This window comes from Variovorax sp. Varisp46 (genome assembly GCF_059491885.1).
Genome location: NZ_CP168515.1, coordinates 2,370,500 through 2,391,898 on the forward strand (window position 1 = coordinate 2,370,500; position 21,399 = coordinate 2,391,898).

Here is a 21,399-nt window from a genome sequence, read left to right on the forward strand (position 1 = left end):
TAAGGCTTGTTCCTCGATAGCTCAGTCGGTAGAGCGCCGGACTGTTAATCCGTAGGTCCCTGGTTCGAGCCCAGGTCGAGGAGCCATTACAAAGCCGCAAGGCCTCTGGATGCCCCGCTACTCACAAGGTAGCGGGGCATTTTCATTTGCACTGTCGCGCCGGGTGCTCGGCGTCACGCAAAAAATCGGGGATGGCCGGCGAGATCGGCGAATCCATTGCATATAATTTAAGGCTTGTTCCTCGATAGCTCAGTCGGTAGAGCGCCGGACTGTTAATCCGTAGGTCCCTGGTTCGAGCCCAGGTCGAGGAGCCACCACAAGCCGCAAGGCCTCTGGAAAGCCCGCTGTCTTTTTGGACAGCGGGCTTTTTCTTTGCCCGGTACATGCTTAACGGCAAGGCAGGTGAGGCCATTGCTTGATGGCCTCGCGGCACGTCCTACACTCGGGCGCATGGTCCCCTTGTCCGTGTTCCGCAAACACCCTGCACGCGCAGCCCTGCCCCAGGCAGTGGCTGGCCGCCGCACGTGTGCTGCCCTTGCGGCGACCACGGCGATCTTGCGACGCACCCGCGCACTTTCCTGAGCCCGGCGGTCCGCTACCCTCCTTCCTGATGCGCGAACCATTGACCGCCGGGCACCCGCCGCGCGGCAGCGACGCCGTTCGTTCTTCCATCCAGAACGGCGCCGCAATCAACTGGAGTGCTTCATGCTTGCAACCATTCACGGGGAGCGCACGCTCACTGAACTCGACTTCGTCCGCCTCGGCAAACTGACGGGCCACCAGCTTCCGCCCGTACTCGCCGAACTCCTCGATGCGGCGGACGTGCTGCCCTCGCGCGAGGTCCCGGAGGACATCGTGACGATGAACTCCCAGGTGGAGGTCGAAGACCCCGTGACGCGGCAGCGCCAGAAGATCACCCTCTGCTACCCCGGTGACGCGCAGCCGGGCGCAGGCTTCGTCTCGGTGCTGTCGCCCGTCGGCATCGGCCTGCTGGGCATGAAGACGGGCACGCTTGCCCGCTGGCAGATGCCCAATGGCGCGGAAGGCGCCGCGCACGTGGTCGCGGTGCTGTTCCAGCCGGAGGCCAGCGGCGACTACACGCGCTGAGATCGCTCGTGACTTTCGGCACTGGCGCGCCGTAGTGCCGGGGTCGTATCGTCGCGCGGCCGCCGGCGGCGCGTCGAATCGGGAGGCCGTACAGGCCATGGCAATTCCAACTTCGGTCCTGACGAGTGACGCCTGCCACGGGCGCAGCATCCTTCTTCTCACTCGACAGATCGAACATGGCTTTTTTCAAACTCTCTCTCGCAAGCGCACTCACCGGCCTGCTGGCCCTTTCAGGTTGCCAGACCATGGATATGCAGATGGGCAGCCAGTCGGCCAAGACCATGGCCACCGGCAGCGCCGCAGGCAGCGCCACCGCCGGCGAAAGCAGCCAGCTCGAGCGCTGCGATTCACCGCTCGGCACGGTGTCACTGATCGAGAACGTGAATGCAGGCTGGTACACCATCCTTACCGGCGAATACCGCCTGCCGTCCACGGCCAACCTGCTGCGCCTGCTGGTGCAGCAATCGAACTGCTTCATCGTGGTCGAGCGCGGCGCGGCTGGCATGAACGCGATGACGCGCGAGCGCGCGCTGATGCAATCGGGTGAAATGCGCGGCGGCAGCAACTTCGGTCGTGGGCAAATGGTGGCCTCCGACTACGGCCTGTCGCCCGAGATCGTGTTCAGCAACAGCGACGCGGGCGGCATCGGCGGGGCGCTGGGCGGGCTGGTGGGTGGCGGCCGTGGCCGCGCACTGGCGGCCATCGGCGGCAACATGCAGACCAAGGAAGCCAGCGCCCTGCTGACACTGATCGACAACCGCTCGGGCGTGCAGGTCGCGGCCTCCGAAGGCAGCGCCTCCAAGACCGATTTCGGCGCCTTCGGCGCGCTGGCCGGCCGCAGCGCGGGCGGCGGCCTCGGCGGCTATACCAACACCGCGCAGGGCAAGGTGATTGCCGCAGCCTTCATGGACGCCTTCAACCAGATGGTGCGTTCGCTGCGCAACTACAAGGCGCAGACGGTGCGCGGCCAAGGGCTCGGCGGCGGCGGCCGGTTGGGCGTGGATGGCGGTGCGGCGCCGTCGCAGACCTCCGCGCCAGAAGCGGCTGCTGCGCAGCGCCGCCGCAAGTAGGGGCGCATCGCCGGCCCATCCGCCTCGCTCAGAGGTAGCGCGTCTCGGCCGGCGACTCGAACCAGTTGTTGTTGGACGGGCAGCCCCAGGGCCGCCCGCCTGCTGCGCAATCCCGGTTGGCTTTCTTGAGCCTCACCCGATCCGCACGGGCACGAAGATCTTGTCTTCACCGCGCTGGATCAGCAGCGCCACCGACTTGTTGGTCGCCTTCGCCACCACCTCGCGCACCTGCTCCACGCTCTGCGCCGGCGTGCCGTTGATGGCCAGCAGCACGTCGCCCGCCTGCACCCCGGCCTGCGCCGAAGGACCGCCGACATCCTCGATCAGAAGACCGCTCTCGACCGAGGCCTGGCGTTTTTCCTGCGGCTGCAGCTGACGCAGCGCCAGGCCCAGCTTGCCCTGTCCCACGTCGGCATCGGCCTTCGCGACCTTGGCGGGCTTGTCGCTCGCATCGCCCAGTTTGGCCTGCAGCTCCTTGCGTTCGCCCTGGCGCCACACTTCGAGCACGACCTTCTTGCCCGGCGCTTGCTGGCCGATCACCGCGGGCAGGTCGCCCGAAGAGACGATGGCCTGGCCATCGACCTTGCGGATCACGTCGCCCGCCTTCAGGCCCGCCTTGTCGCCGGGGCCGCCCTTCTCGATGTTGGAGACCAGCGCGCCTTCGGGCTTGTCGAGCTTGAACGAATCGGCAAAGGCCTGGTTCACTTCCTGCACCGCCACACCGAGCCGGCCGTGCGTGGCCTTGCCGGTCGCGACGATCTGGTCCTTCACCTGGATCGCCACGTCGATCGGGATCGCGAACGACACGCCCTGGTAGCCACCGCTGCGGCTGTAGATCTGCGAGTTGATGCCGACCACCTCGCCGCGCGTGTTGAGCAGCGGACCGCCGGAGTTGCCGGGGTTCACGGCCACGTCGGTCTGGATGAAGGGCACGTAGCTGTCGTCAGGCAGCGAGCGGCCCTTGGCGCTCACCACGCCGGCCGTCACGGTGTTCTCGAAGCCGAAGGGCGAGCCGATGGCCAGCACCCATTCGCCGACCTTCAGGTCCTTGGTGTTGCCCAGCGCGAGCACGGGCAGGCTCTTCGCATCGATCTTGAGCACCGCGATGTCGGTCTTGGCGTCGGCACCGAGTACCTTGGCGCGGAACTCGCGGCGGTCGGTCAGCTTGACGGTGACCTCCTTCGCGTCCTTCACGACGTGGGCGTTGGTGATGATGATGCCGCTGGGGTCGACGATGAAGCCCGAGCCTTGGGCGCGCACCGGCACGTCGCGCTGCTGTTGCTGCTGGCCGCGCGGGTTGATCTGGCCCTGGAAGCGGCGGAAGAACTGGAACATCGGGTCTTCGGGGTCGATGCCCTGCATCTCGGCCGCCTCGTCGTCGGACGCCTTCATCGTGCCCGTCACGCTGATGTTGACCACGGCCGGGCCGTCGCGCGAGGTGATGGTCGAGAAGTCGGGCAGCGTGACCATGGCCGCGGGCGTCGCGGCGGTGGCGTTGGTGGTCGGCGCGCTCACGGCACGGGCACTGGTGTAGGCACCGGCACCGACGGCACCGATCACGCCCGCGCTCGCCAGGGCAATCACCAGGGCGCGGGGCGAAGTCAGACGGGAGTTCATTTGTCGGTTCCTTTCAGGGCGTATGGACGCCAATGCGATGAAAGGAATGTCGCCCCCCCGACTTAAGCGCCGCTTAAACCGGGTCCACCCCCCGGTTCGAGCCCTCTCCCCCTGGGAGAAGGAGCGAAGACGACGCGTACCCGCAGGCCGCCCAGGCTCGGAGATTGATCGAGTGCCACCGTTGCCCCATGCAGGTCGGCAATCGACTTGACGATGGCCAGTCCGAGGCCGCTGCCGGATGCCTGCGTTTCACCGGAGCGGTAGAAACGGTCGAGCACGCGCTCGCGCTCGGCCGGAGGCAGACCCGGGCCGCTGTCGTCCACGGTGAGCTCGACCGAGTCGCCTTGCCGGGCGATGCCGATGTCGACGCGGCCCTCCAGCGGCGTGTACTTGATCGCGTTCTCGAGCAGGTTGCGCAGCAGCATGCGCAAGGCCTCAGGCTGGCCGTCGACCACGGCCGCATCGGCATGCGCGATGCCGATGTCGATGCCGCGCGCCTGGGCCGCCGCCACCGCGTCGGACACCGCGAGGCGCGCCACCTCGGACAGGTCGACCGGCTCCGGCTTCGCGCCGGCCGCCATGCTGGCCTCGTGCCGCGCCAGCGCGAGCATCTGCTCGACCAGCCGTGTCGCGCGATCGATGCCCGCCACCAGGCGGCTCACGGCCAGGTCGCGCGACGCACCGTCGGGCGCGCGCTGCAGGCCCTGCACCTGCAGCTTCAGCGCGGCCAGGGGCGAGCGCAACTCATGCGCGGCATCGGCGACGAAGTGCTTCTGCGCATCGAAGGCGTGGCGCACGCGGTCGAACAGCAGGTTCAACTCCTGCACCAGCGGGCGCACCTCCTCGGGCAACCCCTCCTCGCTCACCGGCGACAGGTCGTCGGCTTGCCGCGACGCCACCTGCTTGCGCACGCGCGCCACCGGCGCGAGCGAACGGCTCACCACCCACCAGACGACCAGCATCAGCAGCGGCGCCATCAGCGCGACCGGTGCGATGGTGCGCAGGGCCAGCGTGCCGGCCATGTGGCGCCGCGCCGCCATGTCCTGCGCCACCTGGATCACCAGTCCGCGCGTCTGCATCGAGAACACGCGGTAGGTGGTGCCGCGCGCATGCACGTCGGCGAAGCCCAGCACCGCGAGCTGCGGCAGTGCGGCCTCCTCCGCGGACTCGAAGATGCGCACGCCGTCGGCGGTCCACACCTGCACGACGAAATCGAAGTTCTGTTCACCGGTGCCGATGCCGCCCACCGCCGCGCTCGGCGGCAGGCCGGCGCGCAGCGAGAGGGCCATCTGCTGCATGTGGTAATCGAAGATGTCGTCGGCCTCGGCCAGCACCGTGCGGTAGGCGACGAGCGCTTGCGCCCCCGCGGCGAGCACGATCGCCACCAGCAGGAACCAAAGCAGCCGTGCGCGCAGCGAGCCGGTCAATGAGCTCCAAACCTTTTTCATGCGCACTCCGTTCGTGGGACGACATGGAACCGGCTCAGCCGGGCCGCAGGCGTCGCCCCCGGCCGGGGGTAGGCGAAGCGACACGAAGTGCGCGAAGCCTGGGGGCGAGTCACAGCTTCGGCACCATGTAGCCAACGCCGCGCACATTGCGGATGAGTTCGGCACCGAGCTTCTTGCGCAGGCCGTGCACGTAGACCTCGACCGCGTTGCTGCTGATCTCGTCCTTCCAGCTATAGAGCTTTTCCTCGAGCTGGGCGCGCGACAGGACCATGCCGGGCCTCGCCAGCAAGGGCTCCAGCACCGCCCACTCGCGCGCAGACAAAACCACCGGCTGGCCCGCCACCGTCACCTCCCGCGTCGCGGGGTTGATGCTCACGCCCATGTGCTCGTACACCGGCTCGGCGCGCCCGGCCGCGCGGCGCAGCAAGGCGCGGATGCGAGCCAGCAGCTCGTCGAGGTCGTAGGGCTTGAGCACGTAGTCGTCGGCGCCAGCATCCAGGCCTTCGATGCGCTGCTGCACCGAGTCGCGCGCGGTGGCGATCAGCACGGGCATGCGCTGCTTGCGCGCGCGCAGGTTGCGCAGCACCTCGAGGCCGTCGCGGCGCGGCACGCCGAGGTCGAGCATCACGAGATCGTATTGCTGGGTGCGCAGGGCCGACTCGGCGGCCTCGCCGTCTTTCACCCAGTCCACCGCGTACTGCTCTGCGCGCAGCAGGTCGAGCACGGCTTCGCCGATCATCACGTCGTCTTCGAGGAGGAGGAGTCGCATGGGTGTGTCCGTTCTCGGGATTCGAGGCCGCGGCGGCGCCGAAAGTTCAGATCAGAGGAGCGAGCGGACTTCGCGCGCCGCCTCGAACAGCAGCGGCAGCATCTCGCGCTGCAGCGTCTCTTCCTGGTAGCGGGTGCCGGACAGCACCACGTTGAGCGCGGCCACTGTGTGGCCCTGCATGTCGCGCAGCGGCACCGCCAGCGCCTGCACGCCGAGTTCGTGCTCTTCGCTGGCAAAGCAATAGTCGTTCTTGCGCACCTGCGCCACCAGCTGCCGCAGGCCCCGCGCCTGCGTCACGGTGTGGGGCGTGAGCCGTGCGAGGTGGCGGCCCTTGAGCCACTGCGTGAACTGGGTCGGCGCCATCGCTGCCAGCAGGACCCGGCCGGTGGAGGTGGCATGCGCGGGCAGCCGTGCACCGAGGTGCAGGCCGTAGGCCAGCACGCGCGTCGGCGTGCCGTAGCTGCCGCTGCGCGCAACGATGACCGCCTCTTCGCCGTCGAGCACCACGGCCGAGAAGGACTCCCCGGTCTGCGCCGCCAGCCGGTTCAGCGTGGGCTGCAGCGCGCGTGGCAGCCGCGACGAAGCGAGGTAGCTGCCCGAGAAGCGCAGCACCTTCGGCGCCATCCAGAAATAGCTGCCATCGGTTTCCAGGTAGCCCAGGTGGGCCAGCGTCAGCAGGTGCCGGCGGGCCGCGGCACGCGTGAGGCCGGCGCGCTCGGCGGCCAGCGTGGCATTCAGGCGCTGGCGTTCGGTGTCGAAGCTTTCGAGCACCGCCATTCCCTTGGCGATGCCCTCGATGAAGTCGGCTCTGGCGATGGTCATTCGTCGTCTGTGGTCGAGTTGTTGCGCGATGATCGCGCACGCATTCGCATGATCGCACAGAGCCTCGCGCAGCGTCCCCACAGACCACCGAGTGCGCCCTACGCTCCACGAAACCCTCTCGGAGACACGAACATGCGCACACAAGTCGCGATCATCGGCGCCGGCCCAGCCGGCCTACTGCTCGGGCAGCTCCTGCACAAGGCAGGTATCGACAACATCATCGTCGAGCGCCAGAGCGGCGACTACGTGCTGGGCCGCATCCGCGCCGGCGTGCTGGAGCAGGTCACGATGGACCTGCTGGCCCGCGCGGGTGTCGACAGCCGCGCCAAGACCGAGGGGCTCCCGCACGAAGGCATCGAACTGCTGTTCAAGGGCGCGCGCCACCGCATCGACATGCACAGCCTCACGGGCGGCAAGCAGGTGACGGTGTACGGCCAGACCGAGGTGACGCGCGACCTGATGGAAGCGCGCACCGCGGAAGGCCTCACGACGATCTACAGCGCCGCGAACGTGAGCCTGCACGACTTCGATTCGGGCAAGCCGCGCGTGCGCTACGAGAAGGACGGCCGGACGCACGAGATCGAATGCGACTTCATCGCCGGCTGCGACGGCTACCACGGCGTGAGCCGCGCGAGCGTGCCGGCGGATGCGATCCAGACCTACGAGAAGATCTATCCCTTCGGCTGGCTCGGCGTGCTGGCCGACGTGCCGCCGGTGTCGCACGAACTGATCTATGCCAACACCGAACGCGGCTTCGCGCTGTGCAGCATGCGCAGCGCCACGCGCAGCCGCTACTACGTGCAGGTGCCGACCGAAGAGCGCGTGGAAAACTGGAGCGACGAAGCCTTCTGGAACGAACTGCGCGCGCGCCTCGATCCCGAAGCTCGCGCGCATTTGGTGACGGGGCCTTCGCTCGAGAAAAGCATTGCGCCCTTGCGCAGCTTCGTCGCCGAGCCGATGCGCTTCGGCTCGCTGTTCCTCGCGGGCGATGCAGCCCACATCGTGCCGCCTACCGGTGCCAAGGGGCTGAACCTGGCGACTGCCGACGTGGGCTACCTGTCGCGCGCGTTCGAGATCTTCTACGCAGAGAAGTCGGCCTCGGCACTGGATCGCTACTCGGACCTGTGCCTGCGTCGCGTCTGGAAGGCCGAGCGCTTCTCGTGGTGGTTCACCTCGCTGATGCATCGCTTTCCGGAGACGGGCGCCTTCGGCCAGAAGATCCAGGAGGCCGAACTCGACTACCTCGTGCACTCGACCGCCGCCTCTACCTCGCTGGCGGAGAACTACGTCGGCCTGCCGCTCGAAGACTTCTAGGCGGCTGCCGAAGCGGAGCGGCCCTCGAGTGCGGCCTTCATGGCCATCCCACCCTGCGCCATCATCGGCTCGATGTAGGCCGCGATGGCGTCGGGCAGCACGTCGGTGATCCAGACGAAGCGAGAACGGCCTTCTCCCTCGGTGAAAACCTGCGCGGAAGCATGGTGATGGGCGGCCTGCCCGCCGGTGACGGTGTAGGCCAGCCGCCGATGGGCGTCGTCGATGCCGACCAGCATTTCGCGCGCGACAAGACCGTTGGCGAAAGTGAGGATGCGGGCGCCTTCGGCGTCGATCGTGCAGCCGGTGAGAAAACCCGGTGCCAGCCGCGTGTGCACCGCCTTGAAGTCGCGCAGCGCATCCCATACCCGGGCAGCATCCGCCTCGACGATGAATTCCTTGTAGACCGTGGCCATGGCAAACCTCGCTTCAGGGGTTGATCAGGCGGTCATCATCGAGGAGCGCGGCGATGCGGTCTTGGAAAATCCTGCGGTCGCCCCGGGCCGCCTTGCGAAAGCCCCCCGGCGACACGCCGGCAGCGCGGCGGAAGGTGCGCACGAAGTTGCTGAGGTCGGCAAAGCCCACGTCGAGCGCCACCTCGGTCACGGGCCGGCTGCCGTCGTCGGCCAGCAGGCGCGCGGCATGCCGCAGGCGCGAGCGCACGAGGTACTGGTGCGGCGTGACGCCCAGCACCTGAGAGAAGAGCCGCAGGAAGTGGAACGAACTCAAGCCGGTTTCGGCGGCGGCGCCATCGAGGCCGATGTCGTGCTGCGAGTGCGCGTCGATCCACATCGCGGCATCGACCGCGCGGCGGCGGTCGCGCGGTACGGCCGTGGACGCGGAGCCGGACTTGGCTCGGTCGGACACGACTTCGACGAAGCGGCTCGCGAACCACATGCCGAGTTCGTCCAGGCCCACGTCGCTGTGCCCATCGGCCGCGGCCTGTGCGAGTTCGCCGATCACCACGAGTTCGGCCAGGGGCGGCAATCCGCCGGTGCGCCAGGTCTTCCGGTCGCCGCCGATCAGGTCGACAAAGCCCGGCGACAGGTGGAAGGCCAGGCACTCGTCGCCGCAGACATGGTGGTCGTGCGTGCAGACGTACTCGTCGCCCGGGCAGCCGACCAGCACCGATCCGGCGACCAGTTCGTAGGCTTGGCCGCGCGTGCGGTAGCCGAAGCTGCCCTTGCGCACATACGAGACCGAATAGCCTTCATGCAGTTCGGCGAAGGGCTGCGCATCGGGCCCCGCGTCGCAGCGGTAGCTGGCGACGCGGATCGGGTCGGTCTGCAGTTCGGTGGTGACGAGCATGGCTTACGCCTTTCAGGTCCACCGCACCGCAATGCTCAGTCGATGGTCTGCATGGCCTGCCACACGCGCGCCGGGCTCAGCGGCATGTGCAGGCGCGGCGCGCGCGTGGCGAGGCCATTGCGTGCAAAGGCATCGGCCACCGCATTGACGATGGCCGGCGTGGCGCCGATGGTGCCGAGCTCGCCCACGCCCTTCACGCCCAGCGGGTTGTTCTTGCACGGCGTCGATTCGTCCATCTCCATCTGGAACATCGTGTCGACGATGTCGGCGCGCGGGGCCGCGTAGTCCATCAGGCTGCCGGTGACGGGCTGGCCGGTTTCGTTGTCGTACACCACCTGCTCGTACAGCGCCTGCCCGATACCCTGCACCGCGCCGCCCTCGAGTTGGCCGCGCACGATCATCGGATTGATGACCCGGCCCACGTCGTTGACCGAGCTGTAGGCCACCACGCTGATCTCGCCGGTGGGCGGATCGATCTCGATCTCGCAGATGTGGCAGCCGTTGGGCCAGGTCGGGCCGGCCACGGTGCTGGTGGAGTCGACGAAGATCTCGCGCCCCGGCTGCTTCGCCGCGAGCGTGAAGAGGTCGAGCTCGAGGTCGGTGCCGGCCACGTTGAAGACGCCGCGGCTGTAGACGATGTCGTCGATGGAGGCCTCGAACTCCTGCGCGGCGAGCTCGCGCGCCTTGTCGATGGTGCGCTCGGCACCGACGCGCACGGCCGAACCGCCGGTGAACAGCGAGCGAGAACCGGCGCTGCCGAAGCCATCGCCGCGGTCGGTATCGCCGAGCACCACGCGCACCTTCTCGATGGGCACGCCGAAAGCATCGACCGCGAGTTGCGCAAGCGAAGTGGCAATGCCCTGCCCCATGGCGTTGACGGCGGAAAACACCTCGATCACGCCATCGGCCTGCACCGAGACCGTGACACGCTCCTCGAACACATTGCCGCCTGTCCATTCGAGGAAGGTGGCGATGCCCAGGCCGCGGTGCCTGCCCTTGCTGGCCGAGTTGGCCGCGCGGGTCTCGAAGCCCTCCCAGTCAGCGAGCGTCAGCGCCTGGTCCATCACCGACTCGAAGTTGCCGGTGTCGTAGGTCTGCGCCATCGGGTTCTTGTACGGCATCTGCTCGGGGCGGATGAAATTGCGGCGGCGCAGCGCGATGCGGTCGATGCCGGTCTGGCGCGCGGCCTCGTCCATCAGCCGCTCGATGGTGAAGATGGCCTCGGGGCGCCCTGCTCCGCGATAGGCGCCGGTGGGCGCAGTGTTGGTGAGCACCGCCTTGAAATGGAAGTCGATGGTCTGGATGTCGTAGACACTGGTCTGCACCCAGGGGCCGATCAGCAGTTGGATCGCGACGCCGGTGCCCGTGGCGTAGGCGCCCACGTTGGCCAGCGTCTTGATGCGCAGGGCCAGGATCTTGCCGTCGGCGTCGAGCGCCATTTCGGCGCGCGCCTCGATGTCGCGCCCGTGCGCACTCGACAGGAACTCCTCGCTGCGCTCGGCCACCCACTTCACCGGCCGGTCCACCTGCAGCGCGGCGAAGGCGACCGCAATGTCTTCAGGGTAGGCACCGGTCTTCATGCCGAAGCCGCCACCGACGTCGCCAACCACCACGCGCACCTTTTCCTTTGGAAGGCCGATGGCGGCACAGACGGAATCGCGTACGCCGGAGGGCATCTGCGTGCTCATGCGGATCGTGAGGCGGCCGGTTTCGGGGTCGCGCGCCGCCAGCACGGAACGCGGCTCGATCGTCAGGGCGACCACACGCTGGTTGTGCACGTCGAGCGCCACCACATGGGCGGCCTTGGCGAAGGCCGCGGTCGCGGCCTCGCTGCTGCCGTGGCGCATTTCGGCGGCGATGTTGCCCGACGCTTCTTCGCACAACAGCGGTGCATCGCTGGCGGTGGCACTCTCGAGGTCGACCACCATGGGCAGGTCTTCGTAGTCGACCATGATGGCCTCGGCGGCATCGCGGGCCTGCTGCACCGTATCGGCCACCACGGCGGCCACGACTTCGCCGACGAAGCGTGCGCGCTCGTGCGCGATGGCATAGCGCGGCGGGCTGGCGCTGTCGCTGCCGTCCGCCCGCTTGAAGCCCGCGGCGCCCGGCAGAGGCTTGACGCCGGCCTCGGCCATCTCGGCACCTGTAATCACGCGCAGCACACCGGGCATGGCGGCAGCGGCGCTGGTGTCGATGGAGAGAATGCGCGCGTGCGGATAGGAGGATCGCAGGAAGACGAGATGCGCCTGCTCGGGAAGCGTGACGTCGTCGGTGTAGCGTCCGGCGCCTGACAGCAGGCTTTCGTCCTCGAGGCGGCGCACCGCCTGGCCGCTGCCGAAGCGCGTGGGGTTGGGTTCAGTGGTCAACATGGTCCTCTTGTGCTCATCCCCGGCGTGTGCGCGGGCCTGCCTGATCTGCTTGTGGAAGCTGCGATTGCAAGCTGTGGACTATAGGGTTTTCGGCGGGTTTTGTGGTGCCGCAGCGTGAGGGCCGACCCTTGTGGCGTGTCAGCAGTGTGCGATTTTCACCCGGCTGGATTCGGTTTCGCGAAGCCGTGTATACCTATGCCCATGCGACAACTGCCTTGGCTCGAACCCGGAGACGCCCTGCCCGACCCTGCCTCTGCCTGGGGCGTGGCCGACCCCGTCCCCGGGCTGCTGGCGGCCGGTGGGGCGCTCGATGTCGATACTTTGATGCAGGCCTATGGCAACTGCGTCTTCCCCTGGTTCAGCGAAGACCAGCCGATTCTGTGGTGGAGCCCGGACCCCCGCATGGTCCTGCAGGTGGCGGAGTTCAAGCTGCACCGGTCGCTACGCAAGACGCTGTTGCGCTTCATGGAGACACCTGGATGCGAGGTGCGCATCGACCATGACTTCGCGGCCGTCATCAAGGCCTGTTCGGCCTCGCCGCGCGTCGGCCAGTCGGGCACCTGGATCGTGCCGGACATGGTCAGGGCCTATACGGATTTGCACGACGCCGGCCATGCCCACAGCGTCGAGACCTGGATCGACGGCAGGCTCGCGGGCGGACTCTACTGCGTAGCCCTGGGCCGCGCGGTGTTCGGCGAGTCGATGTTCACCCGCCGGCCGGACGCCTCGAAGATCGCGCTGGCCGCGCTCGTGTCGCTGTGCCGGCATGCCGGCGTCCAGATGATCGACTGCCAGCAGAACACCTCCCATCTCGCGAGCCTCGGCGCCCACGAGATGGCGCGCAAACGCTTCGTCGCACACGTGGCGCGGGTACGGCAACAGGAGGGCCCACGCTGGCGATTCGACCCCGTATACTGGTCCGAACTCCTTTCCGCGCGACCTCTTTCACCGACGTGACGCACCTCAAGGACCTTCCGCTTCACACGCTGCAGTTCTACGCAACGGCGCCCTACCCCTGCAGCTATCTGCCGGACCGGCAGGCCCGCTCGCAGGTGGCCACGCCCAGCCACCTGATCCACAACGACGCCTATTCAGACCTGGTGCTCAGCGGCTTCCGGCGCAGCGGCATGTTCACCTACCGCCCCTATTGCGACGGCTGCCGGGCCTGCATTCCGCTGCGGGTGCTGGCCAGCAGTTTCCGGCCCACGCGCAGCCAGCGCCGCGCGCTCAAACAGCATGCCGGCCTGCAGGCGCGCGTGCTCAAGCTGTGCTTCATGCCCGAGCACTACCAGCTCTACCTGCGCTACCAGACCGGCCGCCACGCGGGCGGCGGCATGGACCACGACAGCATCGACCAGTACACCCAGTTCCTGCTGCAGAGCCGTGTGAACTCCCGGCTGGTGGAGTTCCGCGAAACGCTGCCCGACGGCAGTGCGGGCGCGCTCAGGATGGTGTCCATCCTCGACGTGCTGAACGACGGCATCTCGGCCGTCTACACCTTCTACGAGCCCGATACCCGCGCCGCGCCGGGCCGTCCCGAGCAAGCGGACGGCCCCCAGGGGGGGCAGCGAGAACACGAAGGGTCGAGCGTGGGGGCAATCTCCACCGGCTACGGCACCTACAGCGTGCTCTGGCAGATCGAGCAGGCCCGCAAGCTGGGGCTGCCGCACGTCTACCTCGGGTACTGGATCGAACACAGCCCGAAAATGAGCTACAAGGCGCGTTTCTCCCCGCACGAAGTATTGGTGGATGGACACTGGCAGGCGCCGGGCGATTTCACAAGGTAAAATGGCGCCCGGTCATCACCGCAGAGCGCCATGAGAAAAAACCAATCCGACATTCCCGCCGTTCCCGTGATCCAGGTGATCGAGCGCATGTTCGCGCTGATCGATGTCCTGGCATCCCGCGAGGAGGCGATTTCGCTGAAGGAAATCAGCGAAAAGACCGGGCTTCATCCCTCAACCACGCACCGTATCCTCAACGACCTGGCGGTCGGCCGCTTCGTCGACCGGCCCGAAGCCGGAAGCTACCGGCTGGGCATGCGCCTGCTGGAACTGGGCAACCTGGTGAAGGGCCGGCTCAACGTGCGCGATGCAGCACTCGGCCCGATGCGCGAGTTGCACAAGCTGACGCAGCAGCCCGTCAACCTCAGCATGCGCCAGGGCGACGAAATCGTGTACATCGAGCGCTCCTACAGCGAGCGCTCGGGCATGCAGGTGGTGCGGGCCATCGGCGGACGGGCCGCCCTGCACCTGACCTCGACGGGCAAGCTGTTCCTGGCGGCGGACGATCCGCAGCGGGTGCGCAGCTATGCCACGCGCACGGGCCTGGCGGGCCACACGCGCAACAGCATCACCCAATTGCCGGCGCTGGAGCGTGAGCTGTCGAAGGCGCGCCAGTACGGCATCGCCCGCGACAACGAGGAACTGGAACTGGGCGTGCGCTGCATGGCTGCCGGCATCTACGACGATCAGGGCAAGCTGGTGGCGGGCCTGTCGATCTCGGCGCCGGCCGACCGGCTGGACGAAGGCTGGCTGCCCAAGCTGCAGGCCACGGCCAATGAAATCTCGGGCGCGCTGGGCTTCAAGGACGGGATGGCCGTCACGCCCTCGCCCGCAAGCAGCAGCACCCCGCCGGCAGGCTGACCCGAAGAAGAAGGCCTGCCTCAAAAGCAAACAGGCCCTGCGAAGGGCCTGTTTTCATTGTGGTCTGGCGGACTGTTGCGAATCGATCAGCCGGCCACCTGGTAGCTGGTATTGCGCGAAGAAGCGGCTGGGGTCCCGTTGGCATGGGTGGCCTCCACCCAGCGGCGAACCCGCTCGGCGTCGGCGATGCGGCTGAACTTGCCGGCCGAATCCAGGAACACCATGATCAGCTTGCGCCCGGCCACCCGGGCCTGCATCACGAGGCACTGGCCGGCTTCGGAGATGTAGCCGGTCTTCTGCACGCCGATTTCCCAATCGGGGCTCTTCACGAGGCGGTTGGTCGTGTTGAACTGCAGCACGCGGTTGCCGACCTCGACCTGGTACTCAGGCGAAGTGGACAGGGAACGCACCGTGGCATCGGAGTAGGCAGCATTGACCAGCAGCGCCAGGTCTTGCGCGCTCGACTGATTGCGGCTCGACAGGCCGGTGGGCTCCACGTAGCGCGTGTCCTTCATGCCGAGCATCTTGGCCTTGGCATTCATGATGCTCACGAAGGTCGTCAGGCCACCCGGGTAGGTGCGGCCCAGCGCGTGCGCGGCGCGGTTTTCGCTCGACATCAGCGCCAGGTGCAGCAGTTCGCCGCGCGAGAGCGTGGTGCCGACCGTCAGGCGCGAACTGCTGCGCTTTTCGGTGTCGACGTCGTCCTGCGTGATGGTGATGAGTTCGTCGTTCGGCAGATGGGCCTCGCTGATGAGCAGGCCGGTCATGAGCTTGGTGAGCGATGCAATCGGCAGCACGGCATGGTCGTTCTTGCTGAACAGCACTTCGTGCGTGTCCTGGTCGACGACCAGCGCGACGCTCGACTTCAGGTCGAGCACGTCCTCGGTGCCATGCAGGCCGGCCATCTGGCCGAAAGATTGGCGCGGCGCCTCTGTGACGCGAACCACCGAGCGGCGCTGCACGGCCACTACAGTCTTGCCGTTCCTCTTGCGGATGGTGGCCACGACATTGCGGCCGCCACGAACCACCTTGTCCGCTTTTTCGTTGTTCTCGGCCCGTCCGGCACGCGCCGTCTTGGACGATGCGCTGCGCTTGACCTCGACCGGCACCGGCCCCTTCGCCTTCTTGGCGACGGCGGCTTTGGCAACAGGCTTTTCTTTCTTCGCGGCCTGGGCGCCAGGCAGCAAAAACGCCGCGGCGCACAGCGCAACGGCGAGCATTTTGAGTGCGGGTAGAAACCGCTGGCTGGAAACTCGGCGGAGACGGGCTTCAGACATTTATAAATCTCCAGCGGCGACAAACGAGGACCGCAGTGTATCGAAATCAAAAAAGGCACGCAATATCAGTTACTTGCGTCCTCTTCTTCAATCGAAAATCAAGGACCGCCTAAAACCTAACCCTGTGCCGCAACTCTCTCAGCTTGGCTCTGTAACTTGTTGAGCGCGCTCAAATAAGCCTTTGCTGAAGCGACCACGATGTCCGGGTCTGCACCCACACCGTTGACCACCCGCCCTGCGTTTTGTAACCGAACTGTAACCTCCCCTTGGCTTTCCGTCGAGCCACTGATGGCATTGACAGAGTAAAGAACCATTTCAGCGCCGCTCTTGACGTGCGACTCGATGGCTTTCAGGGAAGCATCAACCGGGCCATTCCCGTCGGATTCGCCGGTGACTTCCTTGCCCTGGACGGTGAACACGACCTTCGCCTGGGGGCGCTCGCCGGTTTCGCTGTGCTGAGAGAGAGAAACGAAAGCAAACTGCTCACCAACGTTCGACACCTCTTCCGCGCTGACGAGCGCGAGGATGTCCTCGTCGAAAATTTCCGACTTGCGGTCGGCCAGCTCCTTGAACCGGAGGAACGCGGCATTGATGTCGCCCTCGCTTTCCATGGCCACGCCCAGCTCCTGCAGTCGCTGCTTGAAGGCGTTGCGGCCGCTGAGCTTGCCAAGCACGATCTTGTTGGCCGCCCATCCCACGTCCTCGGCGCGCATGATCTCGTAGGTGTCGCGCGCCTTGAGCACGCCGTCCTGGTGAATGCCCGAGGCGTGCGCGAAGGCGTTGGCCCCCACCACCGCCTTGTTGGGCTGCACCACGAAGCCGGTGGTCTGGCTGACCATGCGGCTCGCGGCCACGATGTGCTGCGTGTCGATGCGCAGGTCGAGCCCGAAATAATCCTTGCGGGTCTTCACCGCCATGACCACTTCCTCGAGCGAGCAGTTGCCCGCGCGCTCGCCCAGCCCGTTGATGGTGCATTCCACCTGGCGCGCGCCGCCAATCTTCACGCCCGCCAGCGAATTCGCCACGGCCATGCCGAGGTCGTTGTGGCAGTGCACCGACCAGATCGCCTTGTCGCTGTTGGGAATGCGCTCGCGCAGCATCTTGATGAAGTTGCCGTAGAGCTCGGGAACGGCGTAGCCGACAGTGTCCGGCACGTTGATGGTGGTGGCACCTTCGTTGATCACGGTTTCGAGCACCCGGCACAGGAAGTCCGGGTCGCTGCGATAGCCGTCTTCGGGGCTGAACTCCACGTCCGCCAGCTGGTTGCGCGCGAAACGCACTGCCAGCTTGGCCTGCTCGTGCACTTCGTCGGGCGACATGCGCAGCTTCTTCTCCATGTGAAGCGGCGAGGTCGCGATGAAGGTGTGGATGCGCCCCCGGGCCGCGCCCTTGAGGGCCTCGGCCGCGCGCGCAATGTCGCGGTCGTTGGCGCGCGAAAGGCCGCACACCGTCGAGTCCTTGATCGCATTGGCAATCGCCTTTACGGCCTCGAAGTCGCCGTTCGAGCTGGCGGGAAAGCCGGCTTCGATGACGTCGACCTTCAGCCGCTCCAGCAGCTTGGCGATGCGCATCTTTTCATCGCGCGTCATCGAGGCGCCGGGCGACTGCTCCCCGTCGCGCAGGGTGGTGTCGAAAATAATGAGTTGGTCGGTCATCGTGGATCTCCTGTGTTCGTTCCCACCTTGCGCGTCGGCAGCGTCAGGCGGCTTCAACCACCGATTGTGCGCCGTGTGCGCCCAGGGCACGAGCACGCTGCACGCCCGAGACAATTGCCTTCAGCGACGCCGTGATCACGTTCGCGTCGATGCCCACGCCGAACAGCGTGCGGCTTTCGTCGACGCGCAGTTCGAGGTAAGCCACGGACTTCGCATCGGCGCCGGCGCCGATGGCATGCTGGTGGTAGTCCATCACGCGTACCGTATGGCCGGTGGCCTGGCTCAGTGCTTGCGTGAAGGCGTCGATGGGGCCGTTGCCGCGGCCTTCGATGGCATGGGTTTCACCGTTCCACGACAGGTCGCCGCGCAGGACCACGGAGGCGTTGGCGCCCTCGCCTTCTTCCTCGATCACGCGGTGCTGCAGTGCCTGAGCGGTCTCGATGCCGTACTCGCGCACGAACAACTGCCAGAGGTCGGCGGCGGTGAGCTCCTTGCCGGCAACGTCCATCACGCGTTGCACGGTCTGCATGAATTCCATCTGCAGGCGGCGCGGCATCTCGAGGCCATATTCGCTCTCGAGCAGGTAGGCCATGCCCCCCTTGCCGGACTGGCTGTTGACGCGGATCACGGCTTCATAGCTGCGGCCCACATCCTTCGGGTCGATGGGGAGATAAGGCATGTCCCAGATGTCGCCTTCCTTACGCGCGGCGAAGGCCTTCTTGATCGCGTCCTGGTGCGAGCCCGAGAACGAGGTGTAGACGAGGTCGCCCACATACGGATGGCGCGGGTGCACGGGAATCTGGTTGCAGTGCTCGACGGTGGCACGGATCTCGTCGATATTCGAAAAATCGAGCTCGGGCGAAACGCCCTGCGTGTAGAGGTTGAGCGCGACGTTCACGAGATCAAGGTTGCCGGTGCGCTCGCCATTGCCGAACAGACAGCCCTCAATGCGCTCGGCGCCGGCCATCAAGGCCAGTTCGCCGGCCGCGGTGCCGGTGCCGCGGTCGTTGTGCGGATGCACGCACAGCACGATCGAATCGCGGCGCGCAAGGTTGCGGTGCATCCACTCGATCATGTCGGCGAAGATGTTCGGCGTTGAATGCTCCACCGTCGTGGGCAGGTTCACGATGCATTTGCGCTGCGGCGTCGGTGCCCAGACCTCGGTTACCGCATCGACCACGCGCTTCGAGAACATGACGTCGGTGCCGGAGAACATCTCGGGCGAGTACTGGAAGGTCCACTGCGTGTTCGGCTGCCTGGCGGCGAACTCGTTGAACATGCGGGCATGGCTGCTGGCCAGCTCGACGATCTGGTCTTCGTCCATGCCGAGCACCACGCGGCGCATCACGGGCGCCACGGCGTTGTAGAGGTGCACGATGGCGCGCGGTGCGCCCTGCAGCGATTCGAAGGTGCGTTCGATGAGATGGTCGCGCGCCTGCGTCAGCACCTGGATCGTCACGTCGTCGGGAATGCGGTCTTCCTCGATGAGCTTGCGCACGAAGTCGAATTCGACCTGCGAGGCAGAGGGAAAGCCGACTTCGATTTCCTTGAAGCCGATGGCCACGAGGGTTTCGAACATGCGCATCTTGCGCGCGATGTCCATGGGCTCGACCAGCGCCTGGTTGCCATCACGCAGGTCGGTCGACAGCCAGATCGGCGCCTTGGTCAGCACGGCATCGGGCCAGGTGCGGTCCTTGAGGCCGATCGGGGCGAATGCGCGGTATTTGCTTTGAGGTTGCTTGAGCATGTCGATTTCTCTGAGATGGTTGGTAATCAACCAGCAACCCCAAAAACAAACGGCCCGTTGCTGGTGCGAACGGGCCGTGGTGAGGGATTTGCGCGTGCGCTACCGTCTCCGCCCGTGAGGGAGGGCTAGTAGGGCCAGCAGCGAAATCTTGGTCATGAGGGCTGTGAATGTAGCACAAGCCGCCGTCAGTTATGCAAGCCCCGTTCGTCCGGCTCTTCGGTCGAGGTGCTGATCACGCTCGCCGGCTGCCCCTTGGCCTTGCGCCACGCGTAGACCACGTAGCCACTCAGGCCGTACATGACGAAAAGGCCGAACAGCACGGTGGGCGGATGGATGTTGATGACCGCGATCCCGAGCGCGATGAGCACGATTGCGGCAAAGGGCACGCTCTTCTTCATCTGGATGTCCTTGAAGCTGTAGAACGGCGCATTGGTGACCATCGTGAGGCCCGCATACAGCGTGAAGGCAAAGGTGACCCAGGTGATCTGCGTCCACGAGAGATACAGCACCTCCCCGCCGCGCTTGCCCCATTCGTCCACGAGCCAGATGAAGCCTGCCACCAGTGCAGCAGCCGCGGGCGACGGCAGCCCCTGGAACCAGCGCTTGTCGACCACGCCGGTGTTCACGTTGAAGCGCGCGAGCCGCAGCGCCGCGCAGGCGCAATACACGAAGGCGGCGATCCAGCCCCAGCGGCCCAGGCCCTTGAGCGACCACTCGTAGGCGATGAGCGCCGGCGCGGCGCCAAACGACACCATGTCGGACAGCGAATCCATCTGCTCGCCGAACGCGCTTTGCGTGTTGGTCATGCGGGCCACGCGCCCGTCCAGGCTGTCGAGAATCATCGCGGCGAACACACCGAGCGCCGCGAGGTCGAATCGCGCATTCATGGCCATCACGACCGAGTAGAAACCGCCGAACAACGCCGCGAGCGTGAACAGGTTCGGCAGGATGTAGATGCCCTTGCGGCGCTTGCGCGGCTGCACGTCGTCGGGAATCGTATCGTCATGCATTGGAATGGCCTCCATCGCTCGCGGGCGCTGCGCGGTCAGCTATCCATTCGATAGCATCTATGTCTGTGAGTCGCATGGCTTGCAGTGTAGTTCAGGGGACCTCTTCGGCCCCTGCAAACAAAAGGGCCACCGCGACGGGTGGCCCTTGGGAAACGGGTGCCGAAAGCACCCTCTCGCTGGGAAGATCAGTTGCGGGTCTGATCGACCAGCTTGTTCTTCTTGATCCAGGGCATCATCGCGCGCAGCTTTTCGCCGACGACTTCGATCTGGTGCTCTGCATTCAGGCGGCGGCGGCTGATCAGCGCAGGCTGGCCGGCAGCGGCTTCGAGCACGAAGCTCTTGGCGTATTCGCCGGTCTGGATGTCGCGCAGCACTTGCTTCATGACCTTCTTGGTCTCGTCGGTCACGATGCGCGGGCCCGTGACGTACTCGCCGTATTCGGCGTTGTTCGAGATCGAGTAGTTCATGTTGGCGATGCCGCCTTCATAGATCAGGTCGACGATCAGCTTGAGTTCGTGCAGGCATTCGAAGTAGGCCATTTCGGGCGCGTAGCCGGCTTCCACCAGCGTTTCGAAGCCGGCCTTGATCAGCTCGACCGTACCGCCGCACAGAACCGCTTGTTCGCCGAACAGGTCGGTCTCGGTTTCTTCGCGGAAGTTGGTCTCGATGATGCCGGCCTTGCCGCCACCGTTGGCGGTGGCGTAGCTCAGCGCGAGGTCACGCGCCTTGCCGGTCTTGTCCTGGTGCACGGCCACGAGGTGGGGCACGCCGCCGCCTTGGGTGTAGGTGCTGCGCACCGTGTGGCCGGGGGCCTTGGGAGCCACCATCCACACGTCGAGGTCGGCGCGCGGCTGAACGAAGCCGTAGTGCACGTTGAAGCCGTGCGCGAAGACGAGCGAAGCGCCTTCCTTGATGTGCGGGGCCACGTCGTTCTTGTAGACGTTGGCGATCTGCTCGTCAGGCAACAGGATCATGACCACGTCGGCCGCCTTCACGGCGTCGGCGACTTCGGCGACCTGCAGGCCGGCCTTGCCGACCTTGTCCCACGAAGCACCGCCCTTGCGCAGGCCGACCACGACCTTGACGCCGCTGTCGTTCAGGTTCTGCGCGTGCGCATGGCCTTGCGAGCCGTAACCGATGATTGCCACCGTCTTGCCCTTGATGAGGCTCAGGTCCGCGTCTTTGTCGTAGTAAACCTTCATGTATTTCTCCTAAAAAATCTCAAGCACCCGCAGAGCGGGTGA

Annotated in this window: 18 protein-coding genes and 2 tRNA genes; 8 read left to right on the forward strand and 12 right to left on the reverse strand. The window is 66.4% G+C overall.

Features of this window, described 5'->3' with window-relative positions; translation table 11 throughout:
- Window positions 1-10 precede the first annotated feature (10 nt).
- The 4 genes from ACEN9N_RS11220 (at window position 11) to ACEN9N_RS11235 (ending at window position 2,177) form a co-directional block, all read left to right on the forward strand.
- Window positions 11-86, forward strand: a tRNA-Asn gene (locus ACEN9N_RS11220).
- Between the two features lie 152 nt (window positions 87-238).
- Window positions 239-314 (forward strand) — tRNA-Asn (locus tag ACEN9N_RS11225).
- A gap of 391 nt (window positions 315-705) precedes the next feature.
- Entirely contained in the window at window positions 706-1,107 is a 402-nt protein-coding gene (locus ACEN9N_RS11230) for a GreA/GreB family elongation factor (protein ID WP_413316453.1), read from the forward strand.
- Between the two features lie 176 nt (window positions 1,108-1,283).
- Window positions 1,284-2,177 carry a CsgG/HfaB family protein gene (locus ACEN9N_RS11235; protein ID WP_495656084.1) on the forward strand — a complete coding sequence of 298 codons (894 nt, stop codon included), beginning with the start codon at window positions 1,284-1,286 and terminating at the stop codon, window positions 2,175-2,177.
- Window positions 2,178-2,309: 132 nt separating this feature from the next.
- On the opposite strand, the gene ACEN9N_RS11240 is transcribed toward ACEN9N_RS11235, so the two are convergent.
- From ACEN9N_RS11240 to ACEN9N_RS11255, 4 genes are all read right to left on the reverse strand, one after another.
- Window positions 2,310-3,794, reverse strand: a complete 1,485-nt coding sequence (locus ACEN9N_RS11240) for a DegQ family serine endoprotease (RefSeq protein ID WP_495656085.1) — start codon at window positions 3,792-3,794, stop codon at window positions 2,310-2,312.
- A 62-nt stretch (window positions 3,795-3,856) separates the two neighbouring features.
- A complete protein-coding gene (locus tag ACEN9N_RS11245; RefSeq protein WP_495656086.1) occupies window positions 3,857-5,242 on the reverse strand; it encodes an ATP-binding protein in 1,386 nt (461 codons plus the stop codon).
- 109 nt (window positions 5,243-5,351) lie between these two features.
- Entirely contained in the window at window positions 5,352-6,011 is a 660-nt protein-coding gene (locus ACEN9N_RS11250; RefSeq protein ID WP_056518096.1) for a response regulator, read from the reverse strand.
- Between the two features lie 51 nt (window positions 6,012-6,062).
- The gene (locus ACEN9N_RS11255) at window positions 6,063-6,833 is read right to left on the reverse strand and encodes an IclR family transcriptional regulator domain-containing protein (RefSeq protein ID WP_007834214.1); all 771 of its coding nucleotides are present in this window, start codon (window positions 6,831-6,833) and stop codon (window positions 6,063-6,065) included.
- A gap of 132 nt (window positions 6,834-6,965) precedes the next feature.
- Between ACEN9N_RS11255 and pobA the strand changes: the two genes are divergently transcribed.
- Complete coding sequence (gene pobA / locus ACEN9N_RS11260; protein ID WP_007834217.1) at window positions 6,966-8,147, forward strand: 4-hydroxybenzoate 3-monooxygenase; 1,182 nt, start codon at window positions 6,966-6,968, stop codon at window positions 8,145-8,147.
- On the opposite strand, the gene ACEN9N_RS11265 is transcribed toward pobA, so the two are convergent.
- Genes ACEN9N_RS11265 through ACEN9N_RS11275 form a run of 3 tightly spaced genes read right to left on the reverse strand, consistent with a single transcriptional unit; the run spans window position 8,144 to window position 11,821 of the window.
- On the reverse strand, window positions 8,144-8,560 hold the full coding sequence (locus ACEN9N_RS11265; RefSeq protein ID WP_413313184.1) for an SRPBCC family protein: 417 nt from the start codon (window positions 8,558-8,560) through the stop codon (window positions 8,144-8,146). The two genes, pobA and ACEN9N_RS11265, sit on opposite strands and share 4 nt — an antisense overlap.
- Window positions 8,561-8,573: 13 nt before the next feature.
- Window positions 8,574-9,452 (reverse strand): helix-turn-helix domain-containing protein, encoded by an 879-nt coding sequence (locus ACEN9N_RS11270; protein WP_495656087.1) that lies wholly within the window; start codon window positions 9,450-9,452, stop codon window positions 8,574-8,576.
- Between the two features lie 35 nt (window positions 9,453-9,487).
- Window positions 9,488-11,821, reverse strand: a complete 2,334-nt coding sequence (locus ACEN9N_RS11275) for a xanthine dehydrogenase family protein molybdopterin-binding subunit (protein WP_413313180.1) — start codon at window positions 11,819-11,821, stop codon at window positions 9,488-9,490.
- Window positions 11,822-12,022: 201 nt separating this feature from the next.
- Between ACEN9N_RS11275 and aat the strand changes: the two genes are divergently transcribed.
- From aat to ACEN9N_RS11290, 3 genes are read left to right on the forward strand one after another with little or no spacing between them, the layout of a single operon-like run.
- Complete coding sequence (gene aat, locus ACEN9N_RS11280) at window positions 12,023-12,778, forward strand: leucyl/phenylalanyl-tRNA--protein transferase (RefSeq protein WP_413313178.1); 756 nt, start codon at window positions 12,023-12,025, stop codon at window positions 12,776-12,778.
- Window positions 12,775-13,608 carry an arginyltransferase gene (locus ACEN9N_RS11285; RefSeq protein WP_413313177.1) on the forward strand — a complete coding sequence of 278 codons (834 nt, stop codon included), beginning with the start codon at window positions 12,775-12,777 and terminating at the stop codon, window positions 13,606-13,608. The genes aat and ACEN9N_RS11285 overlap by 4 nt, the downstream gene beginning before the upstream one ends.
- A gap of 30 nt (window positions 13,609-13,638) precedes the next feature.
- Window positions 13,639-14,466, forward strand: coding sequence for an IclR family transcriptional regulator (locus ACEN9N_RS11290; protein ID WP_413313176.1), 828 nt, complete (start codon window positions 13,639-13,641; stop codon window positions 14,464-14,466).
- 86 nt (window positions 14,467-14,552) lie between these two features.
- Here ACEN9N_RS11290 and ACEN9N_RS11295 read toward each other — a convergent pair whose 3' ends face one another.
- The 5 genes from ACEN9N_RS11295 to ilvC all read right to left on the reverse strand — a co-directional run bounded on the left by ACEN9N_RS11295 (window position 14,553) and on the right by ilvC (window position 21,357).
- Window positions 14,553-15,743, reverse strand: a complete 1,191-nt coding sequence (locus ACEN9N_RS11295) for a serine hydrolase (RefSeq protein WP_007834226.1) — start codon at window positions 15,741-15,743, stop codon at window positions 14,553-14,555.
- Window positions 15,744-15,859: 116 nt separating this feature from the next.
- Window positions 15,860-17,398: a 2-isopropylmalate synthase gene (locus ACEN9N_RS11300; protein ID WP_007834227.1), complete on the reverse strand. Its 1,539-nt coding sequence runs from the start codon at window positions 17,396-17,398 to the stop codon at window positions 15,860-15,862.
- Between the two features lie 43 nt (window positions 17,399-17,441).
- Entirely contained in the window at window positions 17,442-19,145 is a 1,704-nt protein-coding gene (gene leuA / locus ACEN9N_RS11305) for a 2-isopropylmalate synthase (protein ID WP_413313171.1), read from the reverse strand.
- Window positions 19,146-19,330: 185 nt separating this feature from the next.
- On the reverse strand, window positions 19,331-20,155 hold the full coding sequence (pssA, locus tag ACEN9N_RS11310; RefSeq protein WP_007834231.1) for a CDP-diacylglycerol--serine O-phosphatidyltransferase: 825 nt from the start codon (window positions 20,153-20,155) through the stop codon (window positions 19,331-19,333).
- Window positions 20,156-20,340: 185 nt separating this feature from the next.
- The gene (gene ilvC / locus ACEN9N_RS11315; protein ID WP_007834233.1) at window positions 20,341-21,357 is read right to left on the reverse strand and encodes a ketol-acid reductoisomerase; all 1,017 of its coding nucleotides are present in this window, start codon (window positions 21,355-21,357) and stop codon (window positions 20,341-20,343) included.
- Between the last annotated feature and the right edge of the window lie 42 nt (window positions 21,358-21,399).

Bases quoted from the DNA above. Each gene is read 5' to 3' on its own strand.
- aat (WP_413313178.1), top strand. From the start codon at position 12,023: ATGCGACAACTGCCTTGGCTCGAACCCGGAGACGCCCTGCCCGACCCT.
- leuA (WP_413313171.1), bottom strand. From the start codon at position 19,145: ATGCTCAAGCAACCTCAAAGCAAATACCGCGCATTCGCCCCGATCGGC.
- pobA (WP_007834217.1), top strand. From the start codon at position 6,966: ATGCGCACACAAGTCGCGATCATCGGCGCCGGCCCAGCCGGCCTACTG.
- ACEN9N_RS11255 (WP_007834214.1), bottom strand. From the start codon at position 6,833: ATGACCATCGCCAGAGCCGACTTCATCGAGGGCATCGCCAAGGGAATG.
- pssA (WP_007834231.1), bottom strand. From the start codon at position 20,155: ATGCATGACGATACGATTCCCGACGACGTGCAGCCGCGCAAGCGCCGC.
- ilvC (WP_007834233.1), bottom strand. From the start codon at position 21,357: ATGAAGGTTTACTACGACAAAGACGCGGACCTGAGCCTCATCAAGGGC.
- ACEN9N_RS11295 (WP_007834226.1), bottom strand. From the start codon at position 15,743: ATGTCTGAAGCCCGTCTCCGCCGAGTTTCCAGCCAGCGGTTTCTACCC.
- ACEN9N_RS11235 (WP_495656084.1), top strand. From the start codon at position 1,284: ATGGCTTTTTTCAAACTCTCTCTCGCAAGCGCACTCACCGGCCTGCTG.
- ACEN9N_RS11230 (WP_413316453.1), top strand. From the start codon at position 706: ATGCTTGCAACCATTCACGGGGAGCGCACGCTCACTGAACTCGACTTC.
- ACEN9N_RS11300 (WP_007834227.1), bottom strand. From the start codon at position 17,398: ATGACCGACCAACTCATTATTTTCGACACCACCCTGCGCGACGGGGAG.
- ACEN9N_RS11250 (WP_056518096.1), bottom strand. From the start codon at position 6,011: ATGCGACTCCTCCTCCTCGAAGACGACGTGATGATCGGCGAAGCCGTG.
- ACEN9N_RS11240 (WP_495656085.1), bottom strand. From the start codon at position 3,794: ATGAACTCCCGTCTGACTTCGCCCCGCGCCCTGGTGATTGCCCTGGCG.
- ACEN9N_RS11265 (WP_413313184.1), bottom strand. From the start codon at position 8,560: ATGGCCACGGTCTACAAGGAATTCATCGTCGAGGCGGATGCTGCCCGG.
- ACEN9N_RS11275 (WP_413313180.1), bottom strand. From the start codon at position 11,821: ATGTTGACCACTGAACCCAACCCCACGCGCTTCGGCAGCGGCCAGGCG.
- ACEN9N_RS11290 (WP_413313176.1), top strand. From the start codon at position 13,639: ATGAGAAAAAACCAATCCGACATTCCCGCCGTTCCCGTGATCCAGGTG.
- ACEN9N_RS11245 (WP_495656086.1), bottom strand. From the start codon at position 5,242: ATGAAAAAGGTTTGGAGCTCATTGACCGGCTCGCTGCGCGCACGGCTG.
- ACEN9N_RS11270 (WP_495656087.1), bottom strand. From the start codon at position 9,452: ATGCTCGTCACCACCGAACTGCAGACCGACCCGATCCGCGTCGCCAGC.